Source organism: Kitasatospora sp. NPDC002040, assembly GCF_040296785.1.
GTDB lineage: Bacteria > Actinomycetota > Actinomycetes > Streptomycetales > Streptomycetaceae > Kitasatospora.
On the sequence record NZ_JBEOXV010000001.1, the window covers coordinates 1,031,734 to 1,056,273 of the forward strand.

Consider the following 24,540-nt stretch of genomic DNA (forward strand, 5'->3'; position numbering starts at 1 on the left):
GATGAACGCCACGCTCAAGACCCGCAGCAACGCGGCCGTCCACAACGCGCGTTCGTCTCGCACGCACTTCGAGGTACGGACGGACGAGACTTCCGGTGCCGTGATCGTACGGGGGTGCGCACACAGCACCGGATCCCGCCGCCTCGGCGGTGGGAGCAGGGGGGAGCTGTACGGGATCGGTCGCACGGGGAGTGCGGCCGACTCCGCCTCGACCCTGACGCTGCGCGGGATCCTTCCCGTCCGCGTCGAGGGTCGGGAGAGCACGGGGGGCACGGGGGACCTGTCCGGTACCGGCTCGGGGGAGCCGGCCGGACGGGAGGCCGCCGGCGCGACGCTGCTGCGGCTCACGCCGGTCGCCGAGCAGTCGGCGGCGGGGCGGCCGGTGGCCGAACCGTCGGACAACGTCGCCGAGTTCACCGCGTACGTCCGGGAGCGCCGGGCCTCGCTGTACGCCACCGCGTACCACCTGACCGGTGACCGCCACGCGGCCGAGGACCTGCTGCAGAGCGCGCTGTTCTCGACCTACCGGGCCTGGGACCGGATTACCGACAAGGCCGCGGTCGGGGGCTACCTCCGCCGCACCATGACCAACCTGCACATCTCCGCCTGGCGCCGCCGCAAGGTCGCCGAGTACCCGACCGAGGAGCTGCCGGAGACGGTCGGCGACACGGACGCGATGGGCGGCACCGAGCTGCGCGCCGTGCTCTGGCAGGCGCTGGCCAAGCTGCCGGAGAACCAGCGGACCATGCTGGTGCTCCGCTACTACGAGGGCCGCACCGACCCGGAGATCGCCGACATCCTCAACATCAGCGTCGGCACGGTGAAGAGCAGCATCTGGCGCGCCCTGCGCCGGCTGCGCGAGGACGACCAGCTGAACCGCACCGGGGACACCGTGTTCGCCTTCGGCGAGCTGGTCGCGTAACACCACAGGAACTCCCGTCGGGGGACGGGACAGGTCGCGGAAGCACGGCGGGTCGACTCGGGGGAGCGGTCGCCGCAGGACGTGGCCGAACAGGAAGGGCCCGGTGCCGGGGAGCGGCACCGGGCCCTTCCGTGTGCTCGGACCTCACACCGGCTGCGGCTGCCGCCCGGCCACCGCGCCGATCCGCTGCTCCGCCTCGGACCCGGCGCAGGCGTACGCGCCCAGCTCCACCTGGCGGGCCACGATGCCGCGCTCGGCCCGCATCAGCCGCCAGCCGCGCCGGAGCAGGTACGGGACGGACTTGCGGGCCTCCCGGACGTCCCGGCGGAACCGCCGCCAGGCGGTGGTCAGCGGGCGGTTGCGCAGGCAGATCGCCGCGCCGAGCAGCTCCTCCTGTGCGCACCGGCCGACCAGCTCGGCGGCGAATATCCCCTCGGCGATGAAGGCCGGGGCACCCGCCAGGTCCAGCACGTGGCTGCCGGCGCGGCCGTTGGCCGGGATCGAGTAGACCGGCACCTCGGCCCGGCCGGTCGCGGCCAGCTGCCGGATCGCCTCCAGCGCCTGCTCGCGGTGCCAGGAGAGCGGGGAGTCCCAGTCGGTGCCGCCGTCGTCGGGCAGCAGCGGCAGGGTCGGGTCGTCGCCGTCCTTGTAGAAGTCGTCGAGCTGGAGCACCGGGAGGCCGGTCCGCTCGGCCAGCGAGGACTTCCCCGATCCGGAGGGCCCGGACAGCAGGACGACCAGGGCGGGTGCCGTCGGGGCGGGGTTCATGGGGGAGTCACTCACGAGACACCAGTCTGACGCATCGGGGGGCGATGCCGAAACAGACGGGACGTCAGCTCTTCCCTCCGGTGGCCGGTCCGTCGGCCGGGAAAAGGGCGACGGGCCCGCACCAGGGGGGGAGAGGTGCGGACCCGTCTTAGGCACGTCCGGGCCCCGGGGGGGGTAGGGCACTGGGGACGGCCAGTCTGTGTGGAGTTTTCCCTGGCGGGAGGTCAGACACCCATCGGGTGCCAGACCGTCTTGGTCTCCAGGAACGAGAGTAGCCGCTCCGTTCCCGGGGCATTGGTCCAGTCCAATGTCCCCTGGTCAGCCGCCGGGCGGATGACTCGCTTCAGAGTATCCGCGGCGAGCACCTCCAGCTCGACCGCCGCGCCGGGACCTTCGGCCGCGATCGCGCCGGCCAGGTCCAGGCCGTTGACGTCCTGGTGCGAGGCCAGCGTCGGGGCGATGTCGGCGGTCCGGCCCGAGAGCAGGTTGACCACGCCGCCCGGCAGGTCCGAGGTGGCCAGCACCTCGCCCAGCGAGAGCGCGGGCAGCGGGGCGTCGGCGGCGGCCGCGACCACCACGGTGTTGCCCGCCGCGATCGCCGGGGCGATCACCGAGACCAGCCCGAGGAAGGAGAAGCCGGTGCCGGACTGCGGCGCGACCACGCCGACCACGCCGGACGGCTCCGGGGTGGACAGGTTGAAGAACGGGCCCGCCACCGGGTTGGAACTGCCCGCGATCTGGGCCACCTTGTCGGTCCAGCCCGCGTACCAGACCCAGCGGTCGATCGCCGCGTCCACCAGGGCGGCGGCCTTCTTGCTGCCGATGCCCTCGGCCAGCGCCACCTCGGCGGTGAACTGCTCCCGCCGCCCCTGCAGCATCTCGGCGATCCGGTACAGCACCTGGCCGCGGTTGTACGCGGTGGTGCCGGCCCAGCCCTTGACGGCGGCCCGCGCGGCCTGAACCGCGTCCCGGGCGTCCTTGCGGGTGCCGAGCGGGGCGTTGGCCAGCCACTGGCCCTTTGAGTCGGACACCTCGTACACCCGCCCGCTCTCGGAGCGCGGGAACTTCCCGCCGACGTACAGCTTGTAGGTCTTGAAGACGCTCAGGGTGGTCTCAGACATCGAGGTACGCCTCCAGGCCGTGGCGACCGCCCTCGCGGCCGTAGCCCGACTCCTTGTAGCCGCCGAACGGCGAGGTCGGGTCGAACTTGTTGAAGGTGTTGGCCCAGACCACACCGGCCTTGAGCTGGTTCGCCATCCAGAGGATGCGCGAGCCCTTCTCGGTCCAGATGCCGGCCGACAGCCCGTACGGGGTGTTGTTGGCCTTCTCCACCGCCTCGGCGGGGGTGCGGAAGGTCAGCATCGAGAGCACCGGGCCGAAGATCTCCTCGCGGGCGATCCGGTGGGCCTGCGAGACGCCGGTGAACAGGGTCGGCCGGAACCAGTAGCCGGCGCCCGGGAGTTCGCACTCCGGGGCCCAGCGCTCGGCGCCCTCGGCCTCGCCCGCCGCCGACAGCTCGGTGATCCGCGCGAGCTGCGCGGCCGAGTTGATCGCGCCGATGTCGGTGTTCTTGTCCAGCGGGTCGCCGACCCGCAGGGTGCCCATCCGGCGCTTGAGCGCGTCCAGCAGCTCGTCCTGGATCGACTCCTGGACCAGCAGGCGGGAGCCCGCGCAGCAGACGTGGCCCTGGTTGAAGAAGATGCCGTTCACGATGCCCTCGACCGCCTGGTCGAGCGGCGCGTCGTCGAAGACGATGTTCGCGGCCTTGCCGCCGAGCTCCAGCGACAGCTTCTTCCGGCTGCCCGCGAGCTGCCGGGCGATCGCCCGGCCGACCGGGGTCGAGCCGGTGAAGGCGACCTTGTTGACGTCCGGGTGCGAGGTCAGCGCGGCGCCGGTGCGGCCGTCGCCGGTGACGATGTTGACGACACCCTTGGGCAGACCGGCCTGGCGGCAGATCTCGGCGAACCGCAGCGCGGTCAGCGGGGTGGTCTCGGCCGGCTTCAGCACGACCGTGTTACCGGTGGCCAGTGCCGGGGCGATCTTCCAGGCCAGCATCAGCAGCGGGAAGTTCCACGGGATGACCTGGCCCGCGACGCCGAGCGGCCTCGGGTTGGCGCCGTAGCCCGCGAAGTCGAGCTTGTCGGCCCAGCCCGCGTAGTAGAAGAAGTGCGCGGCGACCAGCGGCAGGTCGACGTCCCGGGTCTCCCGGATCGGCTTGCCGTTGTCGATCGACTCCAGCACCGCCAGCTCGCGCGAGCGCTCCTGGATGATCCGGGCGATCCGGAACAGGTACTTGGCCCGCTCGCTGCCCGGCAGCGCCGACCAGCCGGTGAACGCCTTGCGGGCGGCGGCGACCGCGCGCTCGACGTCCTCGTCGGTGCCCTGGGCGAACTCCGCCAGCACCTGCTCGGTGGCCGGGTTGACCGTCTTCAGCGCCTCGCTGCCGGAGGAGTCGACGAACTCGCCGCCGATGAAGTGGCCGTACGAGGACGCGATGTCACCGGCGGCAGCCGGGGACTCGGGCGCGGGCGCGTAGCTGAACAGACCGCTCTTCGGGGTCTCGGCAGCCTGCTTGTTCTTGGCCATGGGGATCAGTCCACCGTCACGTAGTCGGGACCGGAGTACCGGCCGGTGGTGAGCTTCTGACGCTGCATCAGCAGGTCGTTGAGCAGGCTGGAGGCACCGAAGCGGAACCAGTGCGGGGAGAGCCAGTCGTCGCCGAGCGTCTCGTTCACCATCACCAGGTACTTCATCGCGTCCTTGGTGGTCTTGATGCCACCGGCCGGCTTCACGCCGATCTGGACGCCGGTCTGCTGCCTGAAGTCGCGGACGGCCTCCAGCATCAGCAGGGTGACCGGCGGCGTCGCGTTGACGGCGACCTTGCCGGTGGAGGTCTTGATGAAGTCGGCGCCGGCCAGCATCGCCAGCCAGGAGGCGCGGCGCACGTTGTCGTACGTCTGCAGCTCGCCGGTCTCGAAGATCACCTTCAGGTGGGCGGAGCTGCCGTCGGGGCGTCGGCAGGCCTGCTTGACGGCGGTGATCTCGTTGAAGACGTCCAGGTACCGGCCGGAGAGGAAGGCTCCGCGGTCGATCACCATGTCGATCTCGTCCGCCCCGGCGGCCACCGCGTCGGCGGTGTCGGCCAGCTTCACCGGCAGCGCGGCGCGCCCGGCCGGGAAGGCGGTGGCGACCGAGGCCACCTGGATGGCGGTGCCCGCGAGGGCGGCCTTGGCGGTGGCGACCATGTCCGGGTAGACGCAGATCGCGGCGACCCGGGGGGCGGTCGGGTCGGTCGGGTCGGGGTTCCGGCCCTTGGTGCAGAGGGCGCGCACCTTGCCGAAGGTGTCCGCACCTTCCAGCGTGGTCAGGTCGATCATCGAGATCGCCAGGTCGATGGCGTACGCCTTCGCCGTGGTCTTGATCGATCGAGTACCGAGGGAGGCGGCGCGGGCTTCCAGGCCGACGGCGTCGACGCCGGGCAGGCCGTGCAGGAAACGGCGGAGCGAGGCCTCGGACGCCGCAACGTCCTGAAGGCCGCCGCCCGCAGCGCCGGGGGCATTGGCTGCAACAGTGGACATGGTCACAAGGGCAGCATATCTACGCGCGTAGCGATGCGCCAGACCCGGCCGTTTTCGATGCTGGACCGAGACCTGCCCCGCGCCGCGGCACCGCCCGGGTCCTACCGTGGAGGGCAAGGCCGGGAAACCGTGCCCCGGCCGGGGAGCGAAGGCCATGCGTGCGGAGTGGACCACCTGGGACCGCCGGGAGTCGGGCCCGGACGACGCGCGCCGGCGGGTGCTCCTGCTGCCCGGGGGGATGTGCACCGCCGGACAGTACGCGGAGCTGATGGCCGAGCCCGAGCTGGCCGGCGTCCGGCTGATCGCGGTGACCCTGCCCGGGCAGGGCGGCACCCCCGCGCCGTCCGACCTCGGGGTGGAGCACTACGCCCGGCTCGCGGCCGAGTGCGCCGCCGACCTCGGCTGCGACGCCGTGGTGGGCCACAGCATGGGTGCCACCGTCGCGCTGGAGATGGCCGGGGCCGGGCTGTTCGCCGGGCCGCTGGTGCTGTTGGCGCCCAGCTTCTCCCGTGCGGACGAAGCCCTCGCCCTCCGGGTGATCGACCGGCTCGGCCGAGTGCTGGGGCACCTGCCGGTCGCCATGGTGCTGAGGCTCGCGGACGCCGCGGTGAAGGGGAGCCCGCTGCCGCCGGAGCGCCGGGCCGCACTCGTCGCCGACCTGCGCCGGAACGACCCGCGCACCGCCCGCCGGGCCTTCCACGGCTATCTCCGCTACCTGGACCGCCACGGCTCGGTCGCGCCCCGGCTCTGCCGGGCCGGGGTGCCCGCCTGGGTGGTGCACGGCGAGAGCGGCGACGGCGGGATGACCGACGGCGAGCGGCGCCTGCTCGCGGGGTGCCCGGGGATCACCCTGGTCACCATCCCGGGCCCGAGCTTCTTCACGCCCAACGAGGAGCCGGCGCTGGTGGCTTCGCTCACGGTCCGGGCGCTGGAGCAGGTCCGCTAGGGCGGCTGTTCCGGATCGCGGCGGGGTCGAGCCGCGCCGCCCGTGCCCGCGGCGGCGGTGTTCTGCGGAGAATGGTCGGATGACCACCCCGCAGCAGCCATCCGCAGCAGCCGACCGGCCCCGGAAGCGGACCGGCCGACGGCCCGGCTCCACCGACACCCGCCGGGTGGTGCTGGAGGCGGCCCGGGCCGAGTTCGCGGCGCGCGGGTACGAGAAGGCGAGCATGCGGGCGATCGGGCGGGCGGCGGAGGTGGACCCGGCGCTGGTGCACCACTACTTCGGCAGCAAGGACCGGCTCTTCCTGGCCGCGCTGGAGTTCCCGGTCGACCCCAGGACGGTGGTCGAGCAGGTGCTGGCGGGCGACCGGGCGACGGTCGGCGAGCGGGTGGCCGGCTTCGTGCTGACGCTCTGGGAGCAGCCGGGCGTACTGGACCGGCTGCTCGCCCTGGTCCGGGCGGCGGCCACCACCGAGCAGGTCGCCCAGCTGATGCGGGAGTTCGTGCTGGAGGAGCTGGTCCGGCGGGCGGCCGTGGAACTCGACATCGAGCAGCCGGAGTTGAGGACCGAGCTGATGCTCTCCCAGATCATGGGGCTGGCGATGGCCCGGTACGTGATCCGGGTCGAACCGCTCGCCTCGGCGACCCGGGAGGAGCTGCTGCCGCTGCTCGCACCGACCTTCCAGGGCTATCTCGGCGGCGCCTGATCCGTCCTGCCGCGCTGCTTGACGGCACCGGTGCGCGGGTAGAAACTCATCGCATGATGAATTCTCAGGCGGGCCCGGCGCCCGCCGTCCGGATCGACGGGCTCACGGTGGCCCGGGGCGGCCGGACCGTCCTGCACGGCCTCGACCTCACGGTGGCCCGGGGCTCGGTCACCGGCCTGCTCGGCCCCAGCGGCTGCGGCAAGACGACCCTGCTGCGCTCGATCGTCGGCGTCCAGCAGGTCGCTGCCGGGCGGATCGACGTGCTCGGCGCACCGGCCGGCGGCGCCGGCCTGCGCCACCGGGTCGGGTACGTCACCCAGGCCCCCTCGGTCTACGCCGACCTGACCGTCGCGGAGAACCTCCGCTACTTCGCCGCCGTCCTCGGCGCACCCGCCGGCGACCCGGCCCGGGTGACCGCCGAGGTCGGCCTGGCCGGGTCCGAGCACCGGCAGGCGGCCCAGCTCTCCGGCGGCCAGCGGGCCCGGGTCTCGCTCGCCGCCGCCCTGCTCGGCACCCCCGAACTGCTGGTCCTGGACGAGCCCACGGTCGGCCTCGACCCGGTGCTCCGGCAGGACCTCTGGGAGCTCTTCCACCGGCTGGCCGAGGCCGGCACCACCCTGCTGATCTCCAGCCACGTGATGGACGAGGCGGCCCGCTGCGACCGCCTGCTGCTGATGCGCGAGGGCCGGCTGCTCGCCGACGACACCCCCGCCGAACTGCTCGCCCGCACCGGCGCCCCGGACGTCGACGGCGCCTTCCTCGCCCTGGTCGCCGGGGCCGTGGACCGGACCCCCGGGAGCCCCTCGTGAACACCGCCCGCACCCTGGCCACCGCCCGCCGGGTCCTGGCCCAGCTCCGGCACGACCCCCGCACGCTGGCGCTGCTGCTGGTCGTCCCCTGCCTGCTGCTCACCCTGCTCCGCTACATGTACGACGACCAGCCGCTGGTCTTCGACCGGATCGGCGCGGCCCTGCTCGGGATCTTCCCGCTGATCGTGATGTTCCTGGTCACCTCGGTCGCGATGCTGCGCGAGCGGACCACCGGCACCCTCGAACGGCTGCTCACCATGCCGCTCGGCAAGGCCGACCTGCTGCTCGGCTACGCCCTCGCCTTCGGCGCCGTCGCCCTGGTCCAGGCCGCGCTGGCCTCGGTCCTGACGCTGGGTCTGCTCGGACTGGACGTCGCCGGACCGACCTGGCTGCTGTTCGCGGTGGCTCTGGGGGACGGGCTGCTGGGCATGGCGCTCGGCCTGCTGGTCTCGGCCTTCGCCCGGACCGAGTTCCAGGCCGTCCAGTTCCTCCCGGCGGTGATCCTGCCCCAGCTCCTGCTCTGCGGCCTGTTCGTCCCGCGCTCCGCCATGGCCGCCCCGCTGCGCTGGGCCTCCGACGTGCTCCCGCTCTCGTACGCGGTGGACGCGATGGACCACCTCGCCGCCGGACCCGACATCACCGGCGCCCTGGTCCGCGACCTGGTCGTGATCGGCGGCTGCGTGCTGCTGGCACTGGCACTGGGCGCGGCCACCCTGCGGCGGCGCACGGCCTGACCCGCCCGGGGGGAGCGGTGTGCCGAGCCGGTACTCCATCGGTACCTGTTCGGTGCCCGTGCCCCTGGGGGACGGCGGGGCCGATGGGGCAGAATCGGCCCCATGACCGATTCCGACGGCAGGCCCGACCCGGGCAGCGCCGCCCCCGAGCTCACGTACGCAGACCGCGTCTACCGCTCCGTTCCCGGGGTCATCTCCGGCGTGCTGCTGCTGGCCGTGGCCGTGTGGCTCGTCACCGACGCCGTGCTGACCGGCAGCGGCCGGACCCCGTGGGTCGCGCTGGTCACGGCCCCGGTGTTCGTCTTCCCGGTGATCGCCTACACGCTCCGGCCCGCCGTGCTGGCGAACGACCGCCGGCTGCTGGTCCGGAACCCGTTCCGGACCGTGGTGGTGCCGTGGGCCGCGGTCGAGGGCCTGCGGGCCGGCTACTCGGTCGAGCTGTTCGCCGGTGGCAAGAAGTACCAGGTCTGGGCCGTCCCGGTGTCGCTCCGGGCCCGGAAGAAGGCCACCCGCGCCGCCTCCCGCGCAGCCGCCGCCGACGACCCCAGGGCCTCCCGCACCTCCAGCCTGACCAACCCCACCCGCACCCTCCGGGCCGGCCAGGTCGACCCCACCAAGGCCTGGTCCGACCAGGTGGTCGCCACCCTGCTGGAGGTGGCCGAGCGCAACGCCGCCAACCCCGCCGCCGCCGGCCCGGTCGTCACCCGCTGGTGCTGGTGGATCATCGCCCCCGCCCTGATCGCCCTGGTCACCCTGGTCGTCCTCATCATCGCCACCAACTGACCTGGCCCGTCGCCGTTCAGGCCGAGAGCCCCACCGGGCAACGCAGTTCCGGTGGGGCTCTACGGTTTATCGAGGCTTCGGTGCACTGCCGCGGCGGCGCCGGTCAGCTCTCGGCCCTGACCTCGACCGCGGCGCGGATGTCCCGGGTGCGCCCGGCCAGTTCCTCGGGCTCGCTCCCGCCCGTGCTGTCGGTCACGATGCCGACCGTACTGCCGTCCGCCCAGGCGCAGACGGTCTCGGAGACGGACGGGTACGCCAGCACCGCGCACAGCAGCTCCCCGCCGAGCGGGCCGGCCGGGAAGTCCCGCAGTCCGGTCACCGTCTCGCCCATCACGTCACCGCTCGCCATCCGCCCGAAGTACTTCCGCAGCTCCCGCTCCGGCTCCGCGAAGCTGCCGGTCAGCCCGACCACGGTCAGTGCGGTCCGGGTCGTCCCGGCGGCTCCGTATCCGGCCACCGCCAGCTCCCGGTAGGGCCTCAGAGCCGTCATCCGCCGTGCGTAGTCGGCGCGTACGGCCTGGGTGTTCCCGTCGTCCGGGAGCCGTACCTGGTCGCCGACCCGGTCCACCAGCACGATCCGGTGTCGCGGCGGGGCACCCGCGCCCGTCACGGCGGCCACCACCAGCGCCGTGGCCAGGCCCACGACCACCACCCCCGCGACTGCGAGCCTGGGGGAGACCCTGCGGTACCAGGGCAGCGGAGCCACCGGTTGCCGGGTGTTCGCCCAGATCGCCTGGAGGCCGCCGAGGACTTCGGAGGGCTGGTCGGTCCTGGTTTCGGTGCCGGTCACGTCGTCTCGTCGTTCTATTGAGCCGGAAAAGGAAGCGGGACCGGATCCTACGTCAGTGCACCGGGGACCGGCCCCGCCCGCACGTCGCCGGGTGCGGGCAGGGCCGACGGCCGGTCAGATGCCGGCGGCCTCGGCGAGGTCGCGCTTGATCGCGTCGAGCAGGGCGGTGGCCCGCTCGCGGGTGTCGGCGAGGTCGGCGGCGGTGGCGACCGGGAGGACGACCTCCAGGTAGCACTTGAGCTTGGGCTCGGTGCCGGAGGGGCGGACGACGATGCGGGCGGCGGTGACCGACTCGCCGCCGAGGTAGTAGCGCAGGCCGTCGGTGGGCGGCAGCTCCGGGGAGCCGGCCGCCAGGTCGTCGGCGCGGGTGACGCGCAGGCCGGCCAGGACGGTCGGCGGCTGGTCGCGCAGGCGCTGCATCGCGTCGGAGATGACCGAGAGGTCCTCGACCCGGACCGAGAGCTGGTCGGTGGCGTGCAGGCCGTGTTCGAGGGCGAGGTCGTCGAGCAGGTCGGTCAGGGTGCGGCCGGTCCGCTTGAGGGTGGCGGCGAGTTCGGCGACCAGAAGGGCGGCGGTGATGCCGTCCTTGTCGCGGACGCCCTCGGGGTCGACGCTGTAGCCGAGCGCCTCCTCGTACGCGTAGCGCAGGCCGTCGGTACGGGAGAGCCACTTGAAGCCGGTCAGCGTCTCGGTGAAGCCGAGCCCGGCCGCCGCGGCGATCCGGCCGAGCAGGGTGGAGGAGACGATGGTGGTGGCGAAGGTGCCGGTGGCGTGCTTGGCCACCAGGGCGGAGCCGAGCAGCGCTCCGACCTCGTCGCCGCGCAGCATCCGCCACCCCCCGTTGTCCGCGACGGCGACGGCGCAGCGGTCCGCGTCCGGGTCGTTGGCGATCACGATGTCGGGCCCGACCGAGGCGGCGGTGCGGAACGCGAGGTCCATCGCGCCCGGCTCCTCCGGGTTGGGGAAGGCCACGGTGGGGAAGTCCGGGTCGGGTTCGGCCTGTTCGGCCACCACGGTCGGGGCGGGGAAGCCGGCCTGCTTGAAGGCGGCCACCAGGGTGTCCCGGCCGACGCCGTGCATCGGGGTGTAGACCACGTCGAGGTCGCGGGGCCCGGCCGGGTCGACCACGGTGACGGCGCGGTCCAGGTACGCCTCGATCACGTCCTCGCCGAGCACCTCCCAGCCGCCGTCGGCCAGCGGCACCTGGTCCAGCGACACGATCGCGTCGATCTCGGCGGCGATGCCCGCGTCGGCGGGCGGGACGATCTGCGAGCCGTCGCCCAGGTAGACCTTGTAGCCGTTGTCCTGCGGCGGGTTGTGACTGGCCGTCACGGTGACCCCGGCGGCCGCGCCCAGGTGGCGGACGGCGAAGGCCAGCACCGGGGTGGGCAGCGGGCGGGGGAGCACCGCGGCGCGCAGCCCGGCGCCGACCACCACGGCGGCGGTGTCGCGGGCGAAGTCGTACGACTTGTGCCGGGCGTCGTAGCCGATCACCACCAGGTCGCCCAGCCCCTCGGCCTTCACGTACGCGACCAGGCCGGCCGCGGCTCGGATCACCACGGCGCGGTTCATCCGCATCGGGCCCGCGCCGAGCTCGCCGCGCAGCCCGGCGGTGCCGAACTGGAGCCGGTCGCTGAAGCGTTCGGCCAGCCGGGACCAGGCGATCCGCTCGCCCGCCTCGGGGTCGCCCTCGGCAGCGGCCAGCAGCGCGGTGAGCTCCTCGCGGGTGTCCGGGTCCGGGTCCTCGGCGAGCCAGGTCCGGGCGCGCGCGAGCAGATCGGTGGTCGGTGCCTGGGACATTGCTGCCAGCTCCCTCTGAGGGTGAGTGGGACAAAGAGACGGAGCCGCCACCCCGGATGAAAGACCCTGGGGCGACGGCTCCGGACTACTGATTCTGCGTCAGGAGACGGTCAGATCCGCTCAAGGACCTTCGCCAGCAGCGCGCCCATCCGCTCGGCGCTGGCCTTGCCGGCCTCCAGCACCTCTTCGTGGTTGAGCGGCTCGCCGGTGATGCCGGCCGCCAGGTTGGTGACCAGGGAGATGCCCAGCACCTCGGCGCCGGCCTCGCGGGCGGCGATCGCCTCCAGCGTGGTGGACATGCCGACCAGCTCGCCGCCGATCGCCCGGACCATGCCGATCTCGGCCGGGGTCTCGTAGTGCGGACCGCGGAACTGCACGTAGACGGCCTCGTCGAGGGAGGAGTCCACCTCGCGGCAGAGCTCGCGCAGCCGCTTGGAGTACAGGTCGGTGAGGTCGACGAAGTTGGCGCCGACGATCGGGGAGTCCGCGGTGAGGTTGATGTGGTCGCTGATCAGCACCGGCTGACCGGGCACCCAGCCCTCGCGCAGACCGCCGCAGCCGTTGGTCAGCACCACGGTCTCGACGCCCGCCGCGACGGCGGTGCGGACGCCGTGCACCACGGTGGCCACGCCGTGGCCCTCGTAGTAGTGGTTGCGGCCGAGGAAGATCAGGGCCCGCTTGTCGCCGATCTTCACCGAGCGGATCTTGCCGGAGTGGCCCGCGACCGCGGGGGCCGGGAAGCCGGGCAGGTCGGTGACCGGGAACTCAGCCACGGTCTCGCCGAGGGCGTCGGCAGCCGGCACCCAGCCGGAGCCCATCACCAGGGCGACGTCGTGGCGCTCGGCACCGGTCAGCTCGCGCAGGCGCGCGGCGGCCGTCCGAGCGGCGGCGTAGGGGTCGGCGGAGACGTTGGACTGAGGAGATGCGTTCACGCCACCGAGAATAGACGGCATTCGCCTACGCGCGTAGACATTGCCGGTGAACCATGCCGGATCGTTACCCGGATGACCTAGTAATCCAAACGAACGGCCCTGCTGGGGTGCCCCGTTCGGACGGATCTACAGGGCCGGCGCGCCGGAGCGGTCAGCAGGGGCGGCGGCGCAGGTCCAGCACGTAGTCGTGCGGCGCGCCCGCGCTCTCCGCCGCGTCCGCGATCATGCCCAGGTAGCGGGCGGCGGGCAGCCCGCCCTCCCAGTCGTTCAGCACGTACGTCCAGACCGGGATGTCCCCGTCCAGGGTGTGCGCCCGCAGCCGGATCTTCCGGTAGATGCCGAGCTGCACGCCCTCCCAGCGGTCCAGGCCGTCCTCGTCCATCGGCGCCACGTCGTAGAGCGAGACGAAGACCTGCTCCTTCTCGTCCTCCACCACGGTGGCCAGCGAACCCTCCCAGCCCAGCTGCTCGCCGCCGAAGGTCATCCGCCAGCCGTCCAGCCACCCGGTACCGCGCAGCGGCGAGTGCGGGGCGCGACGGCTCATCTGCCGGGCGTCGAGGTTCGTGGCGTACGCGGCGTAGAGGGGCATGGGCGCCAGCCTACGGGAGAGGGCCGGTCGGAAGGGAGCGGCTCCGGAGCATCTGACGGTCCGTCCGAACACCCGTCCAGGGCGGATAGCGACCGGCCGGTGAGCGGATTACGGCCGGTTCCGATCGGAGCCGGGCACAATGCGGCGCCCCCGGCGTGGCGCCGGTCCCGGCGTACGGGACAATGGTGCACGTGACTCGGATCGTGATCATCGGTGGCGGACCCGGCGGATATGAGGCAGCCCTGGTGGCGGCCCAGCTCGGCGCGGAGGTGACCGTTGTCGACCGCGACGGTCTGGGCGGATCGGCGGTGCTGACGGACTGCGTGCCGTCGAAGACCCTGATCGCTACGGCGGAGGTGATGACCACCTTCGACAGCTCGTACGAGGAGCTGGGCATCATCGTCGCCGACGACACCCCGCCGATCGAGGGATCGGCCCGGGTGGTGGGGGTCGACCTCGGCAAGGTCAACCGACGGGTGAAGCGGCTGGCCATCGCCCAGTCGCACGACATCACCCAGTCGGTCACCCGGGCGGGCGTGACGGTGCTGCGCGGCAAGGGCCGGCTCGGCACCGACGGCCAGGCGGCCGACGGCTCCCGCGAGGTGATCGTGGAGGCGGTCGACGGCTCCACCGAGTCGCTCCGGGCCGACGCCGTGCTGATCGCCACCGGCGTGCACCCGCGCGAGCTCCCCGACGCCCAGCCGGACGGCGAGCGCATCCTCAACTGGACCCAGGTCTACGAGTTGGAGGAGCTGCCGCGCGAGCTGATCGTGGTCGGCTCCGGTGTCACCGGCGCCGAGTTCGCCGGTGCCTACCAGGCGCTCGGCTCCAAGGTCACCCTGGTCTCCTCGCGCGACCGGGTGCTGCCGGGCGAGGACCCGGACGCGGCCGAGGTGCTGGAGGAGGTGTTCCGCCGGCGCGGTATGAATGTGATGTCCCGCTCCCGGGCCGAGAGCGCCAAGCGCATCGGCGACCGGGTCGAGGTCGCGCTCGCCGACGGCACCGTGATCGAGGGCACGCACTGCCTGATGGCGGTCGGCTCCGTCCCCAACACCGCCGGTCTCGGCCTGGAGGAGGCCGGGGTCAAGCTCAACGAGTGGGGCCAGATCAAGGTCGACCGGGTCTCCCGCACCTCTGCCCCCGGCGTCTACGCGGCCGGTGACTGCACCGGCGTCTTCATGCTCGCCTCGGTCGCCGCCATGCAGGGCCGGATCGCGATGTACCACGTGCTCGGCGACGCCGTGCAGCCGCTGAACCTCAAGACGGTGGCCTCCAACGTCTTCACCGACCCGGAGATCGCCACGGTCGGCTACACCGCCACCGACGTCTCCTGCGGGAAGATGGACGCGATCGCGATCAAGCTCCCGCTGCGGGGCAACCCGCGGGCCAAGATGCAGGGCATCCGGGACGGCTTCGTGAAGCTGTTCTGCCGCCCCGGCACCGGCATCGTGGTCGGCGGCGTGGTGGTGGCGCCGCGGGCCAGCGAACTCATCCATTCGATCTCGCTGGCCGTGGACAACAACTTGACGGTCGAACAGGTGGCCGGTGCCTTCACGGTCTACCCGTCGCTCTCCGGCTCCACCGCCGAGGCCGCCCGGCAGCTGCACATCCGCAAGCGGGAGGACTCGGACTCCTGAGCTGCGGAACGGAGTTGGGGCGGTCGCCGGTGGCGGCCGCCCCTGCCGTCTCACCCGCGCGGCGGAGCGTGGGCCCCGGTAGCTGACGGCGCGTATTGTACGGTCGCACGCTGCTCCGAGGTGAGCATTTCCCGATACCAGCTGCAAACGCCTGAAAGCAGACGGTCATTCGGTTACCGTCGGTTCTGTGTTTGCTGCAGAACGTCGCCAGTTGATCCTAGAAATGGTGCGCGCCAACGGAGCCGTCTCACTCCGCGAGTTGGCCCGCGTCGTCCAGACCTCCGAAGTCACCGTACGTCGAGACGTCCGGGCGCTGGAGGCCGAAGGGCTGCTCGACCGCCGCCACGGCGGCGCGGTGCTCCCCGGCGGCTTCAGCAGGGAGCCCGGGTACCCGCAGAAGACCCATCTCGCCGCCGCCGAGAAGAGCGCGATCGCCGATCTCGCCGCCTCGATGGTCGAGGAGGGGGACGCCGTCGTGGTCGGCGCCGGCACCACCACGCAGGAGCTGGCCCGCCGATTGGCCCGGGTCCCCGGGCTGACGGTGGTCACCAACTCGCTGCTGGTCGCCCAGGCGCTGGCCCATGCCAACCGGGTGGAGGTGGTGATGACGGGCGGTACGCTGCGCGGCTCCAACTACGCCCTGGTGGGCAGCGGGGCGGAGCAGTCGCTGCAAGGGCTGCGGGTCACCAAGGCCTTCATCTCCGGCAGTGGGCTGACCGCCGAGCGCGGCCTCTCCACCACCAACATGCTCTCCGCGAGCGTGGACCGGGCACTGGTGCAGTCGGCCTCCGAGGTCATCGTCCTCGCCGACCACACCAAGCTCGGCGCGGACACCATGTTCCAGACCGTCCCGACCGAGGCGATCACCCGCCTGGTGACGGACGAGCAGGCCGCCGGGACGGACCTGACGGCCCGTGAGCTGGACGCGCTCGCCGACTGCGGCGTGCAGATCTCGATCGCCCCGCTCGGCACCCCGGCCGAGCCCCCCGTCCACCAGCAGTCCGCCCCGGTCAACGCCGCCGCGCGCCGTCCTCCGGCACCGCTGCCCGGCCAGCGCCGTCCGAACCACCAACTCCTGAGCGCGACCCGTGTGCGCTGAGCGCAACCATCAGGGGCTCGGGGCCCTGCTGATGTGCGGCTCCGCCGCGTGGGCGACGCCGACCTCGTACAAGGTCACCCGTGCGTGAGTGGTCAGGCGCTTTCGCCTTTTGACCCGCACGCCGGATAGCGTCGCCCCGGTGGCGGAGCCGCCCGTCAGCGGAGCCCCGAGCCCCTGGATGGTGCAACTCGAGGTCTGCGGAAAAGTCAGTCCTTGATCTCGCAGAGGACCGCACCGCTGCTCACACTGCCGCCGACCTCGGCCTTGAGGCCGGTGACGGTGCCCGCCTTGTGGGCGTTGAGCGGCTGCTCCATCTTCATCGCCTCCAGGACCACGATCAGCTCGCCCTCGGCGACCACCTGGCCCTCCTCGACGGCGACCTTCACGATGGTGCCCTGCATCGGCGAGGCCAGCGTGTCACCGCCGGCCGCCGCGCCGGCCTTCTTGGCGCCGACGCGGCGCTTGGCCTTGCCGGTGGCCGAGGCGCCGGCCGCCGGAGCGGCGGAGACCCCGAGCGAGGAGGGCAGCGAGACCTCGATCCGCTTGCCGCCGACCTCGACCACGACGGTCTCCCGCTGGTCCGCCTCCTCGGCGTCGGCACCCCCGCCCGTGAACGCCGGGATGGTGTTGTCGAACTCGGTCTCGATCCACCGGGTGAAGACCGTGAACGGGCCCTCGCCGCCGTGCACCTCCGGCGCGAACGCCGGGTCGGTGACGACCGCCTGGTGGAACGGGATGGCGGTGGCCATGCCCTCGACCTTGAACTCGGCGAGCGCACGGGCGGCCCGCTGCAGCGCCTGCTTGCGGGTGGCGCCGGTGACGATCAGCTTGGCCAGCAGCGAGTCCCAGGCGGGGCCGATGACCGAGCCGGTCTCGACACCCGCGTCCAGCCGGACGCCGGGGCCCGACGGCGGCGAGAACAGGGTGACGGTGCCGGGCGCCGGGAGGAAGTTGCGGCCCGGGTCCTCGCCGTTGATGCGGAACTCCAGCGAGTGGCCGCGGATCTCCGGGTCGTCGTAGCCGAGCTCCTCGCCGTCGGCGATCCGGAACATCTCGCGGACCAGGTCGATCCCGGTGACCTCCTCCGAGACCGGGTGCTCCACCTGGAGGCGGGTGTTGACCTCCAGGAAGGAGATCAGCCCGTCCTGGGAGACCAGGAACTCGCAGGTGCCGGCGCCGACGTAGCCCGCCTCGCGCAGGATCGCCTTGGAGGCCCGGTACAGCTCCGCGTTCTGCTCGTCCGTCAGGAACGGCGCGGGCGCCTCCTCGACCAGCTTCTGGTGCCGGCGCTGGAGCGAGCAGTCACGGGTGGAGACGATCACCACGTTGCCGTGGCTGTCGGCCAGGCACTGGGTCTCGACGTGCCGGGGGTTGTCCAGGTACTGCTCGACGAAGCACTCGCCGCGACCGAAGGCGGCGACCGCCTCGCGGACCGCCGACTCGTACAGCTCGGGGATCTCCTCCAGCGTGCGGGCGACCTTGAGGCCGCGGCCGCCGCCGCCGAACGCCGCCTTGATGGCGACCGGCAGGCCGTGCTCGGAGGCGAACGCGACCACCTCGTCGGCACCCTGGACCGGCTCCGGCGTACCGGCCACCAGCGGGGCGCCGGCGCGCTGGGCGACGTGACGGGCGGTCACCTTGTCGCCGAGGTCGCGGATCGCCTGCGGCGGGGGGCCGATCCAGGTCAGGCCGGCGTCGAGGACGGCCTGGGCGAAGTCCGCGTTCTCGGACAGGAAGCCGTAGCCGGGGTGGACCGCGTCCGCCCCGGAGTCCGCCGCGGCCTGGAGCACCTTGGCGATGTCCAGGTAGCTGGTGGCCGGGGTGTCGCCGCCGAGCGCGTACGCCTCGTCGGCCGCACGGACGTGGAGCGCGTCCCGATCCGGCTCGGCGTAGACGGCGACGCTGGCGATACCGGCATCCGAGCAGGCCCGGGCGACTCGGACGGCGATTTCGCCACGGTTGGCGATGAGCACCTTGCGCACGTTTGGCTCCCTTCTTGAACCTCGTTGAGTTTATGGATTGCGGGGGTGTACCGGCGAGTAGCCCCAGGTGGTGAGCTTGCCCACACGGAGCGTGACGCGAATTCGTGATCACCCGGACACGGAGCGGCATCCGCCGCTGGTGGCGACGTTACGCCGCCGCGCCGGACCCGGGCCGGAACCTATCCCGGAGGCTCCGGGCGCGCCGTGGCCTTCGCCACACCGCCTGCTCCGGCCGCTCCGTTCGGGCAGTTCATCCGGCCGCCGCGAACGCTTTGGCCGTGACGTCGGAAGCGAGTTGGACCACGTCAGGTCCGTACGCATCGGGGTTGACCACCCGGAGCACCAGGGCGAAGCCGCCGTCCCGGCCGTGCCGGCGGGCCAGTTGGCCGTGACGGGAGGTCAGGTAGCGGACCGCCGCGTGGTTCGAGGTCGCGGTCTGGCCCGCTATCAGGAAGACCGGTCTGCTGCCGACGGCTGCGTGCACCCGGGCCAGCAGGACGTACGCCTGCTTCTGGCCCTCGGCGGATTCGAACCGGAAGGTCTCGTCGCCCACCGCGATGGTGCTGCCGTAGGGGGGTCCGGCGGCCGGGGTGAAGCCCACCCCGGGCAGCCAGTTGCGCAGGTGGGCGGCGGTGCGCTCGTTGCTCTCCGGCCCGCCGAGGCAGAACTCGGCCTTGCTGCCGAGCCCTTGGCGCACCTCGTCGTGCGAGACCAGGTCGGCCTGCGCGCCGCACTCCTTGACCAGCGCCGCCAACTCCATCAGCGCGTACACGTCGTTGCGCGAGACGCTCTTCGAACTCGTGACCGCCGTGTGCCGGTTGACCACCAGCAGGCACTCGGTGCCGCCGGGCAGGCCGAAGAACTCCCGGACCCGGCCGAGCCGTCGGCGACGGCGCAGGGTGTGGGCGAGCCAGCCGAGCGCGGCACTGATGGCGCTGGCCAGCAGGCCGAGCACCAGGTTGAGCAGGCTGTCGATCATCGCACTGCCCCTTCCCGGTCCGGCGACCGCGCCAGCCTAGCCGCCGGGCGCCCCGGGGGTGCTGGGTCGGGGCAACAGATGTGAGGGCCAGGATCTGTCCGGATCAGCAGGTATAGCGGAGGGTGACGGTCCGCTTCGTTCGGTGTTCAAGCCGTGATGGTCTGGACCATTGACGGGGTTTCCCCTTGATCCCTAGCGTTTCGGGCGACGGCCGCCGCCCGGCGTGCGTCGCCAACTCGACGGGGGAGTCGAAGAGATGAAGATCCGTACGGTCATGCCCGCACTCGGTGGACTGACGGCCGTGCTGCTGCTCGCGGGGTGCAGCAGCGACGGCGGGACGAAGGCCGCGCCGCCGTCCCCCTCGGCCAGTACCAAGGCGCCCAGGTACGGCTGCCTGGACCAGGCCCGGGCCGACAAAGGCTCGTTCTCGCTGGCCAGCGGCGTCGACCGCAATGCCTACTTCCAGGACTCGGACGCGGGCAAGGCCAAGGTCGCGGTGGTGTTCTCGCACGAGAACGGGGGGTCGCTGTGCGACTGGGTCCCCTTCGTGCCGGACTTCACCAAGGCCGGCTACGCCACGCTCGCCTACACCTCCTCCGGCGACCTGCTGGAGGACATCGAGGCGGCGGAGAAGTACCTCAAGGGCAAGGGCGTCGAGAAGGTGGTGCTGGTCGGGGCCTCCAAGGGCGGCACCGGCTCGCTGGTGGCCGCCACCGCCACCGGCGGTTCGCTCCCGGTGACGGCGGTGGCCACCCTCAGCTCGCCCACCGGCTTCGGCAGTTGGGACGCCGCGAAGGCGGTCGGCACGCTCAGGGTGCCGCTGTTCCTGGCCGCCCAGGAGGGCGACCAGCCGTTCGCCGACGACGCCGCCAAGCTGCAGAAGGCGGCCGTCGCGGCGGTCAAGGAGCTGAAGATCTACCCGGGTGCCGACCACGGTGCCCGACTGCTCCCGGCGGGCACGGCCAAGGCCGACCTGTTCGCCTTCCTGGCGGCGAACGCGCCGAGCAGCTAGCCGGTCAGGCGGCCGGTCAGGTCCAGAGGTCGGTGATCCGGACGCCGAGGTCTGCCAGCAGCTGCCGCAGCAGCGGCAGCGAGAGGCCGATCACGTTGCCCGGGTCGCCGTCGATGCCGTCGATGAACGGCGCCGAGCGGCCGTCCAGGGTGAACGCCCCCGCCACGTACAGGGGTTCGCCCGAGGCGATGTAGGCGGCCAGCTCGGCGTCGTCCGGGGTACCGAACCGGACGGTGGTGGAGGCGGTCGCGGAGGACTGCTTGCCGGTCGCGGTGTCGATCACGCAGTGGCCGGTCTGCAGCACGCCCTCGCGGCCGCGCATCGCCTGCCAGCGGGCCAGCGCGTCGGCCGGGTCGGTGGGCTTGCCGAGCGCCTGCCCGTCCAGCTCCAGCACCGAGTCGCAGCCGATCACCAGTTGACCCCCGGTCAGCTCCCCGGCCACCGCCCGGGCCTTGGCCTCGGCCAGCACCAGGGCCAGCTCGGCCGGGGTCGGCGCGCTGATCGCGTCCTCGTCCACCCCGCTCACGATCACCTGCGGGTCGAGCCCCGCCTGGCGCAGCAGCCCGAGCCGGGCGGGGGAGGCGGAGGCGAGGACGAGCACGCGGTTGGTCATGCGCTCCAGCCTAGGGCCTGTCGCCAAGCCCCCGTCTGCGGGCCGCCGCCGGGGCACGCACCTCGCCGGCTTCTCGTCGGTCGATGATGCTCCGCATCTATCTCCCTCCTCGGCACCGCCGAGCCACGCACCCCAACGCCGCCCCACCCGCCCTCCGGGCGGACGACGGGGGTTTGACGACAGGCCCTAGAGGTTCAGAGCAGCAGCAGGACCATCGCGACCAGCGCGATGGCCGCGAGCAGCGGCCCGGCCAGGCGCAGCTTCCGCTGCACCCGGCGGGCCTCGGCCGATGTTTCGTCCCGCGGGTCTGACCAGAGCACCTCACCAGCGTGCGCCGCCCGCGGCCGGTACCGCTTGAGTACGGATACTCAACTCATCCGGCCCAGCCGGACGTGCGCCAGACGTTCAGCCCGGGCTTGGGCGTGTGCCGCATCCGCCGGGCCCGGTCGTTCCAGGCCGAGGCCGGGCCGCCGCCCGCACGGCGGGCCGCCTCGGCGGCGGCCTGTGCGGCGGCGGCCCGGGCTGAGACCACCGCCAGGACGGTGGCCAGCTCCTCGGGGGTCGGCTGCCCGTGCAGCACCTGAATCGGAGTCATGCCTCAATCATCTCCCTGCGCCGGGTGCTAGAGCGGAATGTTGCCGTGCTTCTTCGGCGGCAGGACCTCGCGCTTGCCGCGCAGCGCCCGCAGGCCCCGGACGATGTGCCGGCGGGTCTCGCTCGGTGCGATCACCGCGTCCACGTAGCCGCGCTCGGCGGCCAGGTACGGGTTGAGCAGGGTGTCCTCGTACTCGGCCACCAGCTCGGCCCGGCGGGCGTCGACGTCCGCGCCGGCCTTGGCGGCCTCGGCCAGCTCGCGGCGGTAGACGATGTTCGCGGCGCCCTGGGCGCCCATCACGGCGATCTGCGCGGTCGGCCAGGCCAGGTTGAGGTCGGCACCGAGGTGCTTGGAGCCCATCACGTCGTACGCGCCGCCGAAGGCCTTGCGGGTGATCACGGTGATCATCGGGACGGTCGCCTCGGCGTACGCGAAGATCAGCTTGGCGCCGCGCCGGATGATGCCGTTCCACTCCTGCTCGGTGCCGGGCAGGAAGCCGGGGACGTCCACGAAGGTGAGCACCGGGATGTTGAAGGCGTCGCAGGTGCGGATGAACCGGGCGGCCTTCTCGCTGGCGTTGATGTCCAGGCAGCCGGCCAGGTCCATCGGCTGGTTGCCGACCACGCCGACCGGGTGGCCCTCGACCCGGCCGAAGCCGGTGAGGATGTTGCCCGCGTACAGCGACTGGGTCTCCAGGAACTCGCCGTCGTCGAGGACGTGCTCGATCACCTGGTGCATGTCGTACGGCTGGTTCGCCGAGTCCGGCACCAGGGTGTCGAGTTCGAGGTCCTCGTCGGTGATCCCGAGGTCGGCCTGCTCGGGGTAGGCCGGCGGGTCGGAGAGGTTGTTGGAGGGCAGGTAGGAGAGCAGGTTCTTGACGTACTCGACCGCCTCCTTCTCGTCCGCCGCCAGGTAGTGCGCGTTGCCGGACTTGGCGTTGTGGGTGCGGGCGCCGCCCAGCTCCTCCATGCCGACGTCCTCGCCGGTGACGGTCTTGATCACGTCGGGGCCGGTGATGAACATGTGCGAGGTCTGGTCGGCCATCACCACGAAGTCGGTGATCGCGGGGGAGTACACCGCGCCGCCCGCGCACGGGCCCATGATCAGCGAGATCTGCGGGATCACGCCGGAGGCGTGCACGTTGCGGCGGAAGATCTCGCCGTACAGGCCGAGCGAGACCACGCCCTCCTGGATCCGGGCGCCGCCGGAGTCGTTGATGCCGATCACCGGGCAGCCGGTCTTCAGGGCGAAGTCCATCACCTTGACGATCTTCTCGCCGAAGACCTCGCCGAGCGAGCCGCCGAAGACGGTGAAGTCCTGGGCGAAGACGGCGACCTGACGGCCGTCCACGGTGCCGTAGCCGGTCACCACGCCGTCGCCGTACGGCCGGTTCTTCTCCTGGCCGAAGTTGGTCGAGCGGTGCCGGGCGAACTCGTCGAACTCCACGAAGGAGTCCTCGTCCAGCAGCTCCTCGACCCGCTCACGGGCCGTCAGCTTGCCCTTGGCGTGCTGCTTCTCGACGGCGGCCGCCGAGCCGGAGTGCACGGCCTCGTCGATCCTGCGGCGCAGGTCGGCGAGCTTGCCGGCGGTGGTGTGCGGGTCGTGCGACGCCTCGGTCATCCGGTCGGCTCTCCCTGATCCATCGGCCGCTCCCGGTGCATGGCTGCGTGAGGGCAGGTGCGGCGCTGCGAACTACCGCTGAGTAGCGTAGCCAGCCCGGGGCCGTTCCGGTTATGGCCAGCGACACAGTGCAGTCGGGCGTGTTTCTGCGGCAGCATGGTGCGGCTCACGGCCGTCGCAGGGGCCCCGTCCGCATATATAACCGCTACTCGCCTCGATAAGGGTTAGAGTTGGGGTCGTCCGGTCATTCCGTCGCGACCAGTGAGGACCCGTCATGTCCGCTGCCCGGCCCCCGTTCCCGCCGTTCACCGCCGAGAGTGCTGCTGCCAAGGTCCAGGCGGCCGAGGATGCCTGGAACTCCCGCGATCCGGAGCGGGTGGCGCTCGCGTACACGGAGGACTCGGCCTGGCGCAATCGGGACGAGTTCCTCACCGGGCGGGCGGAGATCAGCGCCTTCCTCACCCGCAAGTGGGCCAAGGAGCAGCAGTACGCGCTCCGCAAGGAGCTCTGGGCGTACACCGGCAACCGGATCTCGGTCCGGTTCGAGTACGAGTGGCACGACAAGTCCGGCCAGTGGTGGCGCAGTTACGGCAACGAGCAGTGGGAGTTCGCCGCGGACGGCCTGATGCGCCGGCGCGAGGCCAGCATCAACGACCGGCCGATCGACGAGGCCGACCGGACCATCTTCGGGCCGCGCGCGGAGAGCCGGTGATCCGACCGCCGGTCGGTACGCTGGCCCGGTGACCGAGACTCCCCGCCCCCGTCGTAGTGGTCTGCGTGGCTTCGGCCACGACGGGCCGTCCCCGTGGACCGACCTGCAGCGGCCGCCGCTCGACCAGGCCGGGCTGCGGCGCGACCTGCTGGTGCCGGGCGGACTGTGGACCTCGCTGGACGTGGTGGCGGACACCGGGTCGACCAACACCGACCTGGCCGCCCGGGCCGGGCAGGGCGCGGCCGAGGGTGCGGTGCTGGTGGCCGAGGAGCAGACGGCCGGGCGGGGGCGGCTGGAGCGGCAGTGGTCGGCGCCCGCGCGGTCGGGCCTCTTCCTCTCGCTGCTGCTGCGGCCGAAGGACGTCCCGATGGAGCGGTACGGCTGGCTGCCGATCCTGGTCGGGGTGGCGGCCGCGGCCACCGTGAGCCGGGTGGCCGGGGTGGAGACCGGCCTGAAGTGGCCGAACGACCTCCAGGTCACCGTGGGCGGGGCCGAGCGCAAGCTCGGCGGCATCCTGACCGAGCTGAGCGGCGGCGCCGTGGTGGTCGGGCTCGGCATCAACGTCTCGCTGCAGCAGGACGAGCTCCCGGTGCCGGCCGCCGTCTCGCTGGCCCTGGCCGGGGCCGGGGTGACCGACCGGGAGACCCTGCTGCGCGCACTGCTGCGCGAGTTCGCCGAGCTGTACGGAGAGTGGACGGCGGCGGCCGGCGACCCGCAGGCGAGCGGACTGCTGCCCGCGTACACCGCCCGCTGCACCACGCTGGGGCGACCAGTGAAGATCCAACTGCCGGGTGGCCGGGAGCTGTTGGGCGACGCGGTGGCGATCGACGGGGACGGCAGGCTGGTGGTCAGGACGGCCGACGGCACCCGGCACCCGGTGGCGGCCGGGGACGTCGTGCACGTACGGCCGCAGTCGGCCTGAAACCGTCCGACCTGT

At 72.6% G+C, this 24,540-nt stretch carries 25 protein-coding genes; 11 read left to right on the top strand and 14 right to left on the bottom strand.

Features of this window, described 5'->3' with window-relative positions:
* Position 1: 1 nt before the first annotated feature.
* Positions 2-922 (top strand): SigE family RNA polymerase sigma factor, encoded by a 921-nt coding sequence (locus ABT118_RS04995; RefSeq protein ID WP_350644932.1) that lies wholly within the window; start codon positions 2-4, stop codon positions 920-922.
* 144 nt (positions 923-1,066) lie between these two features.
* Here the strand turns inward: ABT118_RS04995 and ABT118_RS05000 are convergent, their stop codons facing one another.
* From ABT118_RS05000 to deoC, 4 genes are all read right to left on the bottom strand, one after another.
* Entirely contained in the window at positions 1,067-1,705 is a 639-nt protein-coding gene (locus tag ABT118_RS05000) for an ATP-binding protein (protein WP_502884465.1), read from the bottom strand.
* A gap of 209 nt (positions 1,706-1,914) precedes the next feature.
* Positions 1,915-2,811 carry an aldehyde dehydrogenase family protein gene (locus tag ABT118_RS05005; protein ID WP_350644933.1) on the bottom strand — a complete coding sequence of 299 codons (897 nt, stop codon included), beginning with the start codon at positions 2,809-2,811 and terminating at the stop codon, positions 1,915-1,917.
* Positions 2,804-4,276, bottom strand: coding sequence for an aldehyde dehydrogenase family protein (locus tag ABT118_RS05010; RefSeq protein WP_350644934.1), 1,473 nt, complete (start codon positions 4,274-4,276; stop codon positions 2,804-2,806). The genes ABT118_RS05005 and ABT118_RS05010 overlap by 8 nt, the downstream gene beginning before the upstream one ends.
* A 5-nt stretch (positions 4,277-4,281) precedes the next feature.
* The gene (gene deoC / locus ABT118_RS05015; protein ID WP_350644936.1) at positions 4,282-5,268 is read right to left on the bottom strand and encodes a deoxyribose-phosphate aldolase; all 987 of its coding nucleotides are present in this window, start codon (positions 5,266-5,268) and stop codon (positions 4,282-4,284) included.
* 154 nt (positions 5,269-5,422) lie between these two features.
* Between deoC and ABT118_RS05020 the strand changes: the two genes are divergently transcribed.
* The 5 genes from ABT118_RS05020 to ABT118_RS05040 all read left to right on the top strand — a co-directional run bounded on the left by ABT118_RS05020 (position 5,423) and on the right by ABT118_RS05040 (position 9,243).
* Positions 5,423-6,214, top strand: coding sequence for an alpha/beta fold hydrolase (locus ABT118_RS05020; RefSeq protein WP_350644937.1), 792 nt, complete (start codon positions 5,423-5,425; stop codon positions 6,212-6,214).
* A 79-nt stretch (positions 6,215-6,293) separates the two neighbouring features.
* Entirely contained in the window at positions 6,294-6,917 is a 624-nt protein-coding gene (locus ABT118_RS05025) for a TetR/AcrR family transcriptional regulator (protein WP_350644938.1), read from the top strand.
* A gap of 53 nt (positions 6,918-6,970) precedes the next feature.
* Positions 6,971-7,726 carry an ABC transporter ATP-binding protein gene (locus ABT118_RS05030; protein ID WP_350644940.1) on the top strand — a complete coding sequence of 252 codons (756 nt, stop codon included), beginning with the start codon at positions 6,971-6,973 and terminating at the stop codon, positions 7,724-7,726.
* Positions 7,723-8,460, top strand: coding sequence for an ABC transporter permease (locus ABT118_RS05035; RefSeq protein ID WP_350644942.1), 738 nt, complete (start codon positions 7,723-7,725; stop codon positions 8,458-8,460). The genes ABT118_RS05030 and ABT118_RS05035 overlap by 4 nt, the downstream gene beginning before the upstream one ends.
* A 102-nt stretch (positions 8,461-8,562) precedes the next feature.
* Positions 8,563-9,243 carry a PH domain-containing protein gene (locus ABT118_RS05040; RefSeq protein WP_350644944.1) on the top strand — a complete coding sequence of 227 codons (681 nt, stop codon included), beginning with the start codon at positions 8,563-8,565 and terminating at the stop codon, positions 9,241-9,243.
* Positions 9,244-9,346: 103 nt separating this feature from the next.
* Here the strand turns inward: ABT118_RS05040 and ABT118_RS05045 are convergent, their stop codons facing one another.
* From ABT118_RS05045 to ABT118_RS05060, 4 genes are all read right to left on the bottom strand, one after another.
* A complete protein-coding gene (locus tag ABT118_RS05045) occupies positions 9,347-10,033 on the bottom strand; it encodes a hypothetical protein (protein ID WP_350644947.1) in 687 nt (228 codons plus the stop codon).
* Between the two features lie 114 nt (positions 10,034-10,147).
* Positions 10,148-11,833, bottom strand: a complete 1,686-nt coding sequence (locus ABT118_RS05050; protein WP_350644948.1) for a phospho-sugar mutase — start codon at positions 11,831-11,833, stop codon at positions 10,148-10,150.
* Positions 11,834-11,943: 110 nt separating this feature from the next.
* Positions 11,944-12,786 (bottom strand): purine-nucleoside phosphorylase, encoded by an 843-nt coding sequence (locus ABT118_RS05055; protein ID WP_502884467.1) that lies wholly within the window; start codon positions 12,784-12,786, stop codon positions 11,944-11,946.
* A 130-nt stretch (positions 12,787-12,916) separates the two neighbouring features.
* A complete protein-coding gene (locus ABT118_RS05060; RefSeq protein WP_184918813.1) occupies positions 12,917-13,354 on the bottom strand; it encodes a gamma-glutamylcyclotransferase family protein in 438 nt (145 codons plus the stop codon).
* A gap of 182 nt (positions 13,355-13,536) precedes the next feature.
* Between ABT118_RS05060 and ABT118_RS05065 the strand changes: the two genes are divergently transcribed.
* Both ABT118_RS05065 and ABT118_RS05070 read left to right on the top strand, forming a co-directional pair.
* Positions 13,537-14,991 carry an NAD(P)H-quinone dehydrogenase gene (locus ABT118_RS05065; protein WP_350644951.1) on the top strand — a complete coding sequence of 485 codons (1,455 nt, stop codon included), beginning with the start codon at positions 13,537-13,539 and terminating at the stop codon, positions 14,989-14,991.
* Between the two features lie 223 nt (positions 14,992-15,214).
* Positions 15,215-16,090, top strand: a complete 876-nt coding sequence (locus ABT118_RS05070) for a DeoR/GlpR family DNA-binding transcription regulator (RefSeq protein WP_502884468.1) — start codon at positions 15,215-15,217, stop codon at positions 16,088-16,090.
* 206 nt (positions 16,091-16,296) lie between these two features.
* On the opposite strand, the gene ABT118_RS05075 is transcribed toward ABT118_RS05070, so the two are convergent.
* Positions 16,297-18,072, bottom strand: a complete 1,776-nt coding sequence (locus ABT118_RS05075) for an acetyl/propionyl/methylcrotonyl-CoA carboxylase subunit alpha (RefSeq protein ID WP_350644953.1) — start codon at positions 18,070-18,072, stop codon at positions 16,297-16,299.
* Between the two features lie 250 nt (positions 18,073-18,322).
* Positions 18,323-19,051, bottom strand: coding sequence for a hypothetical protein (locus ABT118_RS05080; protein WP_350644954.1), 729 nt, complete (start codon positions 19,049-19,051; stop codon positions 18,323-18,325).
* Between the two features lie 256 nt (positions 19,052-19,307).
* Between ABT118_RS05080 and ABT118_RS05085 the strand changes: the two genes are divergently transcribed.
* Complete coding sequence (locus tag ABT118_RS05085) at positions 19,308-20,063, top strand: alpha/beta hydrolase (RefSeq protein ID WP_350644955.1); 756 nt, start codon at positions 19,308-19,310, stop codon at positions 20,061-20,063.
* A gap of 16 nt (positions 20,064-20,079) precedes the next feature.
* On the opposite strand, the gene ABT118_RS05090 is transcribed toward ABT118_RS05085, so the two are convergent.
* From ABT118_RS05090 to ABT118_RS05105, 4 genes are all read right to left on the bottom strand, one after another.
* Complete coding sequence (locus ABT118_RS05090; protein WP_350644956.1) at positions 20,080-20,676, bottom strand: nucleoside triphosphate pyrophosphatase; 597 nt, start codon at positions 20,674-20,676, stop codon at positions 20,080-20,082.
* Between the two features lie 194 nt (positions 20,677-20,870).
* Positions 20,871-20,996 carry a morphogenic membrane protein MmpB gene (gene mmpB / locus ABT118_RS05095; RefSeq protein WP_350644957.1) on the bottom strand — a complete coding sequence of 42 codons (126 nt, stop codon included), beginning with the start codon at positions 20,994-20,996 and terminating at the stop codon, positions 20,871-20,873.
* A gap of 53 nt (positions 20,997-21,049) precedes the next feature.
* Complete coding sequence (locus ABT118_RS05100) at positions 21,050-21,271, bottom strand: acyl-CoA carboxylase subunit epsilon (RefSeq protein ID WP_057240907.1); 222 nt, start codon at positions 21,269-21,271, stop codon at positions 21,050-21,052.
* Positions 21,272-21,298: 27 nt separating this feature from the next.
* Positions 21,299-22,891, bottom strand: coding sequence for an acyl-CoA carboxylase subunit beta (locus ABT118_RS05105; protein ID WP_350644959.1), 1,593 nt, complete (start codon positions 22,889-22,891; stop codon positions 21,299-21,301).
* 274 nt (positions 22,892-23,165) lie between these two features.
* Here ABT118_RS05105 and ABT118_RS05110 point away from each other — a divergent pair, with 274 nt between their 5' ends.
* Both ABT118_RS05110 and ABT118_RS05115 read left to right on the top strand, forming a co-directional pair.
* Positions 23,166-23,603 carry a nuclear transport factor 2 family protein gene (locus tag ABT118_RS05110; RefSeq protein WP_350644960.1) on the top strand — a complete coding sequence of 146 codons (438 nt, stop codon included), beginning with the start codon at positions 23,166-23,168 and terminating at the stop codon, positions 23,601-23,603.
* Positions 23,604-23,664: 61 nt separating this feature from the next.
* A complete protein-coding gene (locus ABT118_RS05115) occupies positions 23,665-24,525 on the top strand; it encodes a biotin--[acetyl-CoA-carboxylase] ligase (RefSeq protein WP_502884485.1) in 861 nt (286 codons plus the stop codon).
* Positions 24,526-24,540: the final 15 nt, after the last annotated feature.